General features: G+C 60.1%; 7 protein-coding genes. 3 read left to right on the top strand and 4 right to left on the bottom strand.

Annotated elements, in window-relative coordinates:
• Positions 1 to 93: 93 nt before the first annotated feature.
• Entirely contained in the window at positions 94 to 1,104 is a 1,011-nt protein-coding gene (gene nagZ, locus BK670_RS16940; RefSeq protein WP_123451286.1) for a beta-N-acetylhexosaminidase, read from the top strand.
• Between the two features lie 11 nt (positions 1,105 to 1,115).
• Entirely contained in the window at positions 1,116 to 1,853 is a 738-nt protein-coding gene (locus tag BK670_RS16935) for an S-methyl-5'-thioinosine phosphorylase (RefSeq protein ID WP_123451284.1), read from the top strand.
• A 140-nt stretch (positions 1,854 to 1,993) separates the two neighbouring features.
• On the opposite strand, the gene BK670_RS16930 is transcribed toward BK670_RS16935, so the two are convergent.
• The 3 genes from BK670_RS16930 to mfd are packed head-to-tail and all read right to left on the bottom strand — an operon-like array spanning position 1,994 to position 8,722.
• The gene (locus BK670_RS16930; protein WP_123451282.1) at positions 1,994 to 4,684 is read right to left on the bottom strand and encodes a DEAD/DEAH box helicase; all 2,691 of its coding nucleotides are present in this window, start codon (positions 4,682 to 4,684) and stop codon (positions 1,994 to 1,996) included.
• Positions 4,685 to 4,695: 11 nt separating this feature from the next.
• A complete protein-coding gene (locus tag BK670_RS16925; protein WP_123451280.1) occupies positions 4,696 to 5,262 on the bottom strand; it encodes a CsiV family protein in 567 nt (188 codons plus the stop codon).
• Between the two features lie 10 nt (positions 5,263 to 5,272).
• On the bottom strand, positions 5,273 to 8,722 hold the full coding sequence (mfd, locus tag BK670_RS16920; RefSeq protein ID WP_123451278.1) for a transcription-repair coupling factor: 3,450 nt from the start codon (positions 8,720 to 8,722) through the stop codon (positions 5,273 to 5,275).
• Positions 8,723 to 9,076: 354 nt separating this feature from the next.
• Between mfd and BK670_RS16915 the strand changes: the two genes are divergently transcribed.
• Positions 9,077 to 10,540, top strand: coding sequence for a glyceraldehyde-3-phosphate dehydrogenase (locus tag BK670_RS16915; protein WP_123451276.1), 1,464 nt, complete (start codon positions 9,077 to 9,079; stop codon positions 10,538 to 10,540).
• Between the two features lie 232 nt (positions 10,541 to 10,772).
• On the opposite strand, the gene tcuC is transcribed toward BK670_RS16915, so the two are convergent.
• Positions 10,773 to 12,074 (bottom strand): MFS transporter, encoded by a 1,302-nt coding sequence (gene tcuC / locus BK670_RS16910; RefSeq protein ID WP_123451274.1) that lies wholly within the window; start codon positions 12,072 to 12,074, stop codon positions 10,773 to 10,775.
• Positions 12,075 to 12,107 lie beyond the last annotated feature (33 nt).

Below are 12,107 nucleotides of genomic sequence, written 5' to 3'. Positions count from 1 at the left end.
GAACCCGAAATCCATAGAAATTGCCGACCTGCCGAGCATTGCTCACGGTAGCGATTTGCTGTGGATCGGGTTTTTCGTTTTCAAGGAATTTCTATGACTGCTGGCCTGCAAGGCTCGTTGATGGTGGACGTCGCCGGTACCTGGCTGACGGCCGAAGATCGCCAATTGTTGCGTCAGCCCGAAGTGGGTGGCCTGATCATTTTCGCGCGCAACATTGAGCATCCGCGTCAGGTGCGTGAATTGAGTGCGGCGATCCGCGCGGTTCGCCCTGATCTGTTGCTGGCAGTGGATCAAGAGGGTGGTCGTGTACAGCGCCTGCGGCAGGGCTTCGTCCGTCTGCCGGCCATGCGTGCCATCGCCGACAATCCGAATGCCGAATACCTCGCCGAGCAATGTGGCTGGATCATGGCCACGGAAGTACTGGCGGTCGGACTGGACCTCAGCTTCGCCCCGGTGCTCGATCTCGATTATCAACGCAGCGCCGTGGTCGGCACCCGTGCGTTCGAGGGTGACCCAGAGCGTGCTGCGTTGCTGGCGGGGGCGTTCATTCGCGGCATGAACAGTGCTGGAATGGCCGCTACCGGCAAGCACTTCCCGGGCCACGGCTGGGCCGAAGCCGATTCCCATGTGGCGATCCCGAATGACGAGCGCAGCCTCGACGAGATCCGCGCCAACGACCTTGTACCCTTCGCCAAACTCAGCAAACAACTGGCCGCTGTGATGCCGGCCCACGTTATCTACCCGCAAGTCGACTCGCAGCCTGCCGGCTTTTCGCGGCGCTGGTTGCAGGACATTCTGCGCGGCGAATTGCAGTTCGATGGCGTGATCTTCAGCGACGATCTGTCGATGGCTGGAGCCCACGTGGTCGGCGACGCCGCCAGTCGCATCGAGGCGGCGCTGACTGCTGGCTGCGACATGGGCCTGGTGTGCAACGACCGCGCTGCTGCTGAGCTGGCCCTCAGTGCCGCGCAACGCATGAAGGTCAAGCCATCCGCGCGCATCGCGCGTATGCGCGGCCAGGCGTTCGCCAGTACCGATTACCGTCAGGATCCGCGCTGGCTCACCGCAATCGGCGCGCTCAAAGACGCTCAACTGATCGATTAAGGATTTCTGCTATGACGGTTTACGCAATCATCGGTGGCACCGGCCTGACCCAGCTCGAAGGCTTGACTATTCGCCAATCGCTGGCAGTGGACACGCCCTACGGTGCGCCATCGGCCGAGGTGCAGATCGGCGAGTACGCCGGCAAGGAAGTACTGTTCCTCGCCCGTCACGGCCACCCACATCGCTTTCCGCCGCACAAGGTTAACTACCGCGCCAACCTCTGGGCGTTGAAGCAGGCCGGTGCCGAAGCGATCATCGCCGTTAACGCGGTGGGCGGTATTCACCCGGCGATGGGCACTGGGCATTTCTGCGTGCCGCACCAGATCGTCGACTACACCAGCGGGCGTGAGCACACTTTTTTTGCCGATGATCTGGAGCACGTCACCCACATCGACTTCAGCTTCCCCTACAGCGAGCCACTGCGCCAGCAATTGATTGCGGCGGTGGCTGCCGAAGGTTGCGAGTACAGCGATCAAGGCGTGTATGCCTGTACTCAGGGTCCGCGTCTGGAAACCGTGGCGGAGATCGTGCGTCTGGAGCGCGATGGCTGCGACATCGTTGGCATGACCGGCATGCCGGAAGCGGCGCTGGCGCGTGAGCTGGATCTGGATTACGCCTGCCTGGCGCTGGTGGTGAATCCGGCGGCGGGCAAGACCACCGAAGTGATCACCATGGCCGAAATCGAGCAGGCGCTGCATGACGGCATGGGCAAGGTGAAGTCGGCGTTGGCGCGAGTGCTCAAGGGCTGAGGCTGACCGAGACCGGGTTGGCTCCATCGCTGGCTTGCCAGCTCCCACAGGTATCGAGTTGAAACACAGTTTTGTGTACGACTCATAACCCTGTGGGAGCTGGCTTTCCAGCAATAACTTCCTGACTGACACCGAAAAACTCAACGCTTGTCGAGCTTGTCCGGCAACGGCGCAAACAGCGCTTCAATATCATCACTCTGCAACTTCCAGTCCCCGGCCTTGCGCCCATCCAGCACGCCTGCCGCCAAGTCGGATTTTTCCTTTTGCAGGTGTTGAATCTTCTCTTCCACGGTGCCCCGGGCAATCATCTTGTAGACGAATACCGGTTTCTCCTGGCCGATTCGATACGCGCGATCCGTCGCCTGATTCTCGGTCGCCGGGTTCCACCACGGGTCGTAGTGAATCACCGTATCCGCCTCGGTCAGGTTCAAGCCGACACCGCCAGCCTTCAGGCTGATCAGAAAGATCTGACGCTTGCCGCTCTGGAATTCCTTCACCGGCGTACGCCGATCCCGAGTCTGGCCGGTCAGCAGTGCGTAGGCGACATTGCGTTTTTTCAGCTCGTCCTCGATCAATGACAGCATCGAGGTGAATTGCGAAAACAGCAGAATCCGCCGACCTTCCTCAAACAGCTCTTCGAGCATTTCCATCAAGCTGTCGAGTTTGCCCGAAGTGCTGCCGCGAGCGGGCAGGGTGGCGTCATTGACCAGGCGCAGATCGCAGCAGACCTGACGCAGTTTGAGCAGTGCCTCAAGAATGATGATCTGGCTGCGCGCCACGCCTTTGCGGGTGATCTCGTCGCGGACCTTCTTGTCCATCGCCAGGCGCATGGTTTCATACACATCGCGCTGCGCTTCGTTGAGATCGACCCAATGGATGATCTCGGTTTTCGGCGGCAACTCGGTAGCCACTTGTTCCTTGGTGCGGCGCAGCAGAAACGGTTTTATCCGACCGTTCAGGTGTTGAAGTCTGACTTCGCTGCCGCGCTTTTCAATCGGCACGCGGTAATCGGCGTTGAAGCTTTTTACGTCGCCGAGCCAGCCCGGCAGCAGGAAGTGAAACAGCGACCACAGCTCGCCCAGGTGGTTTTCCAGCGGCGTACCGCTGAGACACAAGCGCTGGCGCGCATTCAGCTCGCGCGCCGCTTGTGCGGCTTTGCTGTTCGGGTTCTTGATGTACTGCGCTTCATCTAGCACCAACACATGCAGCGGCTGCTTGGTCAGGCGCTCGACGTCCTTGGGCAGCAGTGCGTAAGTGGTGAGGATCAGGTCGAAATCCGCCAGATTGTCGAAATGCTTTTTACGGCTGGCACCGTACAGTGCCACGACTTTCAGTTGCGGCGTGAAGTGCGCCGCCTCATCGAGCCAGTTCGGAATCAGACTGGTCGGCATCACCACCATGCACGGGCGATCGAGGCGTCCGGCGTTTTTCTCGCTGAGAATATGCGCCAGGGTCTGTAGGGTTTTACCCAGCCCCATGTCATCCGCGAGAATCCCGCCGACTTCCAGTTGCCGCAGCGATTGCATCCAGCTCAAACCTTCGAGCTGGTACGGGCGCAGCGTCGCGTTCAAACCTTGCGGCGCTTCGGCGCTGAAATCACGAATATCCCGCAGGCGCTGAGCGAACGTGCGGATCTGCTCGCCACCCTCCCACAGCAGCGGAAGGCCTTCCAGCGAATTCAGGCGGGTGGCATCGGCCTTGCTCAGACGCAGTGTGGTTTCACCCGGTTCCTGCAGATAAAACTCGCCAAGCGTCATCAATACCGGTTTCAAGCGCCCGAGCGGCAAAGCCACCTGCAACGGCCCGTGCTCGCTGTTACGTTGCGGAATATTCACCAGAATCAGCTCGTCATCGCGGCGGCGCGCCAGGCGTTCCGGATTGAGGATTTCCGCGTGCGAGCGCATCAGGTTGAGCAGGATCGGCAACAGGCTCAGGCGTTCACCGTTGACGATGATCCCCAGTTCCAGGTCAAACCAATCACGCTCCGGCGCCTGCTCGACGGTAGCGTACCAGTCATCCACGGCGGTCAGGTCGAAGCCGAATTCCTCATCGATCTGCAGCTCCCAGCCTTGGCTGCGCAGTTTCGGCAGGTCGTTGAGGGTGAACGTCAGCCAAGCGCTGTCATTGACCATCTCGTACAGCTCGCCGGCGCTTTCCGGCAGGGCTTTGCTCTGGCGGGTGGCGATGCGGAAGCCGAGGATGCGCAACTGTTCGCGGTAGGACTGCTCGACGTCCGGGTGACGTTTGACTCGCAGCGTCTGGCTTTCCTGGCGAATCAGGATGTCGCTGTTCTTCTGCCCGCTGACGTACTCGTCGAGGTAGCTGAACGACAGCGCCGCGCGATGCTGAATGTAGCGCTGCATCTTGCCGTTGCGCGGTTCGAAAGCGCTGAATTCGACACTGGCCAGCCACAGCCGCGGCAACGGCTGCACGTTGTCGACCAGCACTTGTGGTGGCGCCTTCGGGCTGCGGTTTTCCAGCACGGCTTGCAGCTTCTCCAACAGCTCAGCGTCTTTGGCGGCGGCGGGGTAATCGAGGGTTTCCTGCACTTTCAGCAGCACCGCTGCGCAGTGCTTGCAGTTGCTGCGAACCGGACACGTGCAGCTGGCATCAACCAGCAGCAAGGTACCTTTGGCGGATTCGCGAAGCTGGATGGTCTGGCGGTAAACGTTGCCGCCAGAACCTTCGCAACTGGCGGTGATGGTCGCATCGCCGACCTGGGCGATGCGTACCCGGTTTTCCAGGGCGTAGCGGCGGCCACGCTCCAGGCTCTGTTCCTTGAATCGGCTGACCCAGGAGGGTGCCAACGGTTTACTCAGGGGCGGGGACATAAGGACTTCGATCAGTCCGGAATGGCTTCAGGCGCTTCCCGTGGCGCAGGCGCGGTCAGGGAAGTGATCTTGATCAGCAGGGCCAGATGGCCGTTGTCCAGATAGTTGAGTTGGCCGTTCTTGGTGTGGCTGTCCTGTTTCAGACGCTCACTGGCGGTGACCAGGCCATTGGCGTCGATTTGATTGACCCAGAAGTCGGCGTTCACATCGGTGAAGCGCCCCAGTTTCATTTCCAGCGTACCCTCGATCGGGAACTGGCCGAATTGCTCCTGGCCGTCGCTGACCGCGACTTTTGCCGGTGCTTCGCCAAGGGTTTGCTGCCAGGCCTTGTGCATCAGCACGCTGTAGTCGCCGCTGGCGGTGAGCTTGGTGACAACGTCATTCAATGCAGGCGTGCGCTTGCTGTCGTCGCCCAAACGTTGAGCGCCAGCGGCCCAGTCTTCCGGCGCGGCACGGCTGACGATAGCCGGCACGGCGTTCTGGCGCACCAGAATCATTTCGACCTGATACAGGTCATCGGCGAAAACCGAAGGGGCTACCAAGGCAAGTAGCAAAGTCACTGAGCGGAACAGGCGCATTGGGCGTCCTTCAAACAGATTTCGGGAGGAGGCGCTCAAACAGCGCCTCTACAGTATTAAAGCGCTCTTCCGGACGTTCCATCGGAACCTGGAACTTGAACATCGTGGCGCCTTCGAATTTGTAGCGTTTGGGCTGGCTCTGGATCAGTTTGATCAGCGTCATCGGGTCGACCGGGGTCTGTGCTTCAAACTCGATGCGTCCACCTTGTGGCCCACCATCAACCTTCTTGATACCCAGTTGTTCAGCCTGCAATTTCAGCGCGGTGATGCGCACCAGATTCTTCGTCGGCTCCGGCAGCAGGCCGAAACGGTCGATCATCTCGACTTGCAGATCCTTCAGGCCTTCCTCGTCGGTGGCCGAAGCGATGCGTTTGTACAGAATCAGACGCGCGTGAACATCCGGCAGGTAGTCTTCCGGAATCAGTGCAGGCACCCGCAGATTAACTTCCGGGCCACCACCCAGCGGTTGATCGAGGTTCGGTTGCTCGCCCTTGCGGATCGATTTCACCGCGCGCTCGAGCATTTCCATGTACAGGGTGAAACCCACAGCCTGAATCTGCCCGCTCTGGCCATCGCCGAGCAGTTCGCCAGCGCCACGGATTTCCAGGTCGTTGGTCGCCAGCACGAAACCGGCGCCGAGGTCCTGAGTATTGGCGATCGCCTCCAGACGCTTTTCCGCGTCCGAAGTGATTTGCTGACGCGGCGGGGTCAGCAGGTAGGCGTAAGCCTGGTGGTGGCTGCGGCCGACTCGACCACGCAACTGGTGCAGTTGCGCGAGGCCGAACTTGTCGGCGCGCTCGATGATGATGGTGTTGGCGCTCGGCACGTCGATGCCGGTCTCGATGATGGTCGAGGCGATCAGCACGTTGAAGCGCTTGTGATAGAAGTCGCTCATCACCTGTTCGAGTTCGCGCTCGCGCATCTGCCCGTGACCGATGCCGATGCGGGCTTCCGGCACCAGTTCGGCGAGATCGGCGGCGCACTTCTCGATGGTTTTCACATCGTTGTGCAGGTAGTAAACCTGGCCGCCGCGCAGCAGTTCGCGGAGCAGGGCCTCTTTGACCGTGCTCTTGTTCTGCTCCATGACGAATGTGCGCACCGACAGGCGTCGCGCCGGCGGCGTGGCGATGATCGACAGATCGCGCATGCCCGACACCGCCATGTTCAGCGTGCGCGGAATCGGCGTGGCGGTCAGGGTGAGAATGTCGACTTCACTGCGCAGGGCTTTGAGCTGTTCTTTCTGGCGGACACCGAAGCGGTGTTCTTCGTCGATGATCACCAGCCCGAGGTTTTTGATCTTCACGTCGTCGGACAGCAGCTTGTGCGTGCCGATGACGATGTCGATTTTGCCTTCGGCCAGATCGGCGATCGCCGCGTTCACTTCCTTGGCCGATTTGAAGCGGCTCATCACTTCCACGGTCACCGGCCAGTCGGCGAAGCGGTCGCGGAAGCTGTTGTAGTGCTGTTGGGCGAGCAGGGTGGTCGGCACCAGAATCGCCACTTGGCGACCGCCGTGCACGGCGATGAACGCCGCGCGCATGGCCACTTCGGTCTTGCCGAAACCGACGTCGCCGCAGACCAGTCGATCCATCGGTTTCGGCGCGAGCATGTCTTCGCGCACGGCCTCGATGGTCGATTGTTGATCCGGGGTTTCTTCGAACGGGAAACCGGCGCTGAACGTCGCGTAATCGGCTTTCGGGTCGGCGAATGCATAGCCTTCGCGAGCGGCGCGACGGGCATAGATGTCGAGCAATTCAGCGGCAACGTCACGCACCTGTTCGGCGGCTTTGCGCTTGGCTTTCTGCCACGTCTCGGAGCCGAGGCGATGCAGCGGGGCCAGCGAGTCGTCGCTGCCGGTGTAGCGCGCGATCAGATGCAGGTTGGCCACCGGCACATAAAGCTTGGCATTCTCGGCGTATTCGAGGGTGAGGAATTCGGCCGCCTGATTGTCGATTTCCAGAATCGTCAGGCCCAGATAACGCCCGACACCGTGATCGATGTGCACCACCGGTGCGCCTTCGCGCAGCTCGGTGAGGTTCTTGATCACCGCGTCATTGCTGACGTCGCTGCGTTTCTCGCGACGACGACGTTGCATCACGCGCTGACCGAACAGCGGGCTTTCCGCGACCAGTGCCAGCGCCGGGTCATCCAGCATCAGGCCTTCGTCGAGCGGGGCAATGGTGATCGCCAGGCGATCCTTGCTGGCGACGAAATCAGGCCAGCTGTCGACGGTTTTCGGTCGTAGCTTCAGGCGTTCGAGCAACTCCAGCAACACTTCGCGACGACCCGCCGATTCGGCGGTGAACAGCACGCGGCCGGGGAACTCATCGAGAAATGCCGACAGCGCGGCCAGCGGTTGTGTGGCTTTGGCTTCGATCGCCAGATTCGGCAGAGCCTGTGCCGGGAAGCGCTCGCGGCCGACACCGGTTTCCACGTCTTGCTGGCTGGCAACCACCCGTGGCCAGCTCTTCAGGCGGGCGAAGCAGTCTTCCACCGGCAGGAACAGTTCTGCTGGTGGCAATAAAGGACGCGATGGGTCGACGCGGCGCTCTTCATAACGATTGCGCACGTCGTTCCAGAAGTTTTCTGCCGCTTGCTCGATACCCGGCAACGAGAACACTTGCGTGTCTTGGGGCAGATAATCGAACAGGGTCGAGGTTTCATCGAAGAACAGCGGCAGGTAGTACTCGATGCCGGCCGGGGTAATCCCGCTGCTCAGATCCTGAAAGATCGGGCAGCGACGGAAGTCGACGTCAAAGCGCTCGCGAAAGCGCGCCTTGAAGCGGGTGACTGCATCTTTTTGCAGCGGGAACTCGCGCGCCGGCAGCAGCTTGACCGATTCGACCTTGTCGATGGAACGCTGGTTTTCCGGATCGAAGGTACGCAGGGTTTCGATTTCGTCGTCGAACAGGTCGATGCGGTAGGGCAGTTTGCTGCCCATCGGGAACAGGTCGATCAGCGCACCGCGGACGGTGAACTCGCCGTGCTCATACACCGTGTCAACGTAGCGATAGCCGCTGGCTTCGAGCCGCGAACGCATCTGTTCGACATCGAGTTTCTGTCCGACATCGAGTACCAGACTGCTGCCGAGCAGGAACTTGGTCGGCGCCAAACGGTGCAGGGCCGTGGTAATCGGCACCACCAGCACGCCATGCGCCAGCTCCGGCAGCCTGTATAAGCTGGCGATGCGCTGGGAAATGATGTCCTGGTGCGGCGAGAACAGATCGTAGGGCAGGGTTTCCCAGTCGGGAAAATGCAGAACGGGCAAATCCGGGGCGAAGAAACTCAGCTCCTGTTCCAGTCGTTCAGCGCTTTGGCTGTCGGCGGTCAGTAGCAGGGTGAAGCGCTTGGCAGCGCTGGCAGCCTCGGCAATCGCCAGGCTGAGGGCAGCACCGGGCAGATTGCCCCAATGCTGTTTACCTGCCTCGGCAGGGAGTAGCGGTAGACGCAGAACGGGCACGGAAGGTTGAGCTCCAGGCTTTGCGACAAAGTCGGTAATTGTAGCGGCGTCCGGTGCCGCCTGTCAGTTGCAGACTACGTCTATCTTCGATGTTTGCGAGAAATGTAGTGGTAACCATAAAAACCAGCGGTTTTTTAGCGATTATGTAGTGCCAAAAGTGGCTGGTGTTACGGAGGGTTACAGACATCGTCTAACAGTCGTCGAAAAATTGACTGCGCTGAAAGCCCCGGTTTTACTGGGCTGGCGCGAGGCGTAATTTTTTTGAACGGGATTTTGTTACCGATTTCGCGACAAGCGCGCATTGCTGAATGAGGTTGTCGGCGGCATAATGTAGCCCCTTTTTTCTGCCCCTACATGTGGAAGGTTACCGTGACTCAGAAGCCCGACCAGTGTCTTGGTGAATGGATCGACCGTGAAGCACTCGCAGAAGCGATGATTCCGCTTATCGGTCAGCTCTACCGCAATAACAACGTGGTGAGCTCGATCTATGGCCGCAGCCTGATCAACCAGTCTGTCATCGCGATTCTCAAAGCTCACCGCTTTGCTCGCCACCGTTCTTCCGACGACAGCGAACTCTCCGTCCACGAAACATTCCCACTGCTCAAAGCCATGAGCGAGCTCAAGCTCGGCGCGGCTTCGGTAGATCTGGGCAAGTTGGCGTTCAAATTCCGCAACGAAGGCAATGGCCGCAGCGCCGAGCAGTTCGTTCGTGAAGAAATGGCTGATGTGGTTGGCCAGCAAAACGCTTCCGCACGTAAAGGCACCGACGTTGTGCTGTACGGCTTCGGTCGTATCGGCCGTCTGCTGGCGCGCATCCTGATCGAGAAAACCGGTGGTGGCGACGGTCTGCGTCTGCGCGCCATCGTGGTGCGCAAAGGCGCCGACAACGACCTGACCAAACGCGCCAGCCTGCTGCGTCGTGATTCGGTACACGGTTCGTTCAACGGCACCATCACCATCGACGAAGAAAACAACACCATCACCGCCAACGGTAACCTGATCCAGGTGATCTACGCGAAGAACCCGACCGAGGTGGATTACACCCAGTACGGCATCAAAGACGCGCTGCTGGTGGACAACACCGGTGTATGGCGTGACGCCGATGGCCTGGGTCAGCACCTGGCCTGCCCGGGTATCGACCGCGTTGTTCTGACCGCGCCTGGCAAAGGCAAGCTGAAGAACATCGTTCACGGTATCAACCACAGCGAAATCACCGCTGACGACAAGATCGTGTCCGCCGCTTCCTGCACCACCAACGCCATCGTGCCGGTGCTCAAAGCTGTGAATGACAAGTTCGGCATCATCAACGGTCACGTCGAAACCGTTCACTCGTACACCAACGACCAGAACCTGATCGACAACTTCCACAAGGGCGATCGCCGTGGCCGTAGCGCCGCGCTGAACATGGTAATCACCGAGACCGGTGCTGCTACCGCTGCTGCCAAGGCCCTGCCTGAGCTGGCCGGCAAGCTGACCGGTAACGCGATCCGTGTTCCGACGCCGAACGTGTCGATGGCCATTCTCAACCTGAACCTTGAGAAAGCCGCCACCCGTGAAGAGATGAACGAGTACCTGCGCTACATGGCGCTGCACTCCGATCTGCACAAGCAAATCGACTTCGTCAACTCGCAGGAAGTGGTTTCGACTGACTTCGTGGGCTCGCGCCACGCTGGCGTGGTCGACGCTGAAGCGACCATCGTTCAGGACAACCGCGTTGTTCTGTACGTCTGGTACGACAACGAGTTCGGCTACAGCTGCCAGGTGGTTCGTGTGATGGAAGACATGGCCGGTGTAAACCCGCCAGCGTTCCCGCGCTAAGCACTCGCTGCGAATGAAAACGCCCCGACTTAGGTCGGGGCGTTTTTGTTTGGGGACATGCAAAAGATCGCAGCCTTCGGCAGTTCCTACAGGAGATCGCATTTGATTCTGTAGGAGCTGCCGAAGGCTGCGATCTTTGCTTTGTGGCCTCATCGCCAGCAGGCTGGCTCCCATACTGGATCTGCGTCGATCACAACTCCCCTGTGGGACCTAGCCTGCTAGCGATAGCAATTTATCCTGCGCCGCCGGGTATGGCCGCTTGCGCAGTACGCAGCTCATGCTTGTTGCCACGGAACAACACCAGCGTCGCAATCAACCCCAATACCGCCGCGCCACTGAGCCAGATCCCCGGTGCAGCCTTGTTATCCAGCACATGAATCAAATATGTACACGCCGCCGGGGTAAACCCGCCGAATGTCGCTGTCGCCAGGCTATAGGCCAGCGAGAACCCGGTCGTGCGCACTTCCACCGGCATGATCTCGGTCAGTGCCACCACCATCGCGCCGTTGTACGAGCCGTACAGGAACGACAGCCACAACTCGACGATCAGCAAATGGCTGAAGCTCGGGTTCGCCACCAGCCACGACAGCGCCGGGTAGGCGGTCAGGATTGCCAGAATCGTCGCGGCCAGCAGTAGGGGTTTGCGGCCGATCTTGTCAGACACCGAGCCCATCACCGGCAACCAGAAGAAGTTCGACAGACCGATGCAAACCGTCACCAGCAATGCGTCGAAGTCCGACAGGTGCAGCTCAGCCTTGCCGAACGTCGGGGTGTACGCGGTGATCAGGTAGAAAGACACCGTGGTCATCACCACCAGCGCCATGCCGGCGATGACGATGCCAAAGTTCTGACCGATCGAACGAACAATTTCCCGCAGGGTAGGGCGGTGTTTTCTGGCCTGGAACTCCGGCGTTTCCTCCAGCGAGCGGCGAATAACGAAGATTACCGGCACAATCATGCAGCCGATCAGGAACGGCACGCGCCAGCCCCAGTCACCCATTTGTTCCGGGCTCAACCAATGATTGAGACCGACACCGAGCAATCCGGCGAAGACCACCGCCGCCTGCTGACTCGCAGATTGCCAGCTGACGAAGAAGCCCTTGCGGCCCGGTGTGGCGATCTCTGCCAGATAGACAGATACACCGCCCAGCTCGACGCCGGCCGAAAAGCCTTGTAGCAAGCGACCGAACAGTACGATCAGTGGCGCGGCGACGCCGAGCATGGCGTAGCCCGGCACGCAGGCAATCAGCACCGTACCGGCAGCCATCAACGCCAGCGTGATAATCAGCCCTTGGCGACGGCCATGACGGTCAATGTAGGCGCCGAGGAAAATCGCCCCGAGCGGTCGCATCAGGAAGCCGGCACCAAAGGTTGCCAGTGAAAGCATCAGCGAGGCGAAGGCGCTGTCGGTGGGGAAGAAGGTCTTGGCAATGGCCGTGGCGTAGAAGCCGTAGACCATGAAGTCGAACATTTCGAGGAAGTTGCCGCTGACAACGCGAAAAATCGCTTTGCCTTTGCCCGTGGTGGAGGACATGTTCAGGTACTCACTATTGGATTTGTATAAAGA

Source organism: Pseudomonas fluorescens (genome assembly GCF_003732425.1).
GTDB lineage: Bacteria > Pseudomonadota > Gammaproteobacteria > Pseudomonadales > Pseudomonadaceae > Aquipseudomonas > Aquipseudomonas fluorescens_BE.
This window is presented reverse-complemented; position numbering and strand designations above follow the sequence as displayed.

Coding starts and splice junctions, on each gene's coding strand:
- BK670_RS16930 (WP_123451282.1), bottom strand. CDS start 4,684: ATGTCCCCGCCCCTGAGTAAACCGTTGGCACCCTCCTGGGTCAGCCGA.
- BK670_RS16925 (WP_123451280.1), bottom strand. CDS start 5,262: ATGCGCCTGTTCCGCTCAGTGACTTTGCTACTTGCCTTGGTAGCCCCT.
- tcuC (WP_123451274.1), bottom strand. CDS start 12,074: ATGTCCTCCACCACGGGCAAAGGCAAAGCGATTTTTCGCGTTGTCAGC.
- nagZ (WP_123451286.1), top strand. CDS start 94: ATGACTGCTGGCCTGCAAGGCTCGTTGATGGTGGACGTCGCCGGTACC.
- BK670_RS16915 (WP_123451276.1), top strand. CDS start 9,077: ATGTGGAAGGTTACCGTGACTCAGAAGCCCGACCAGTGTCTTGGTGAA.
- BK670_RS16935 (WP_123451284.1), top strand. CDS start 1,116: ATGACGGTTTACGCAATCATCGGTGGCACCGGCCTGACCCAGCTCGAA.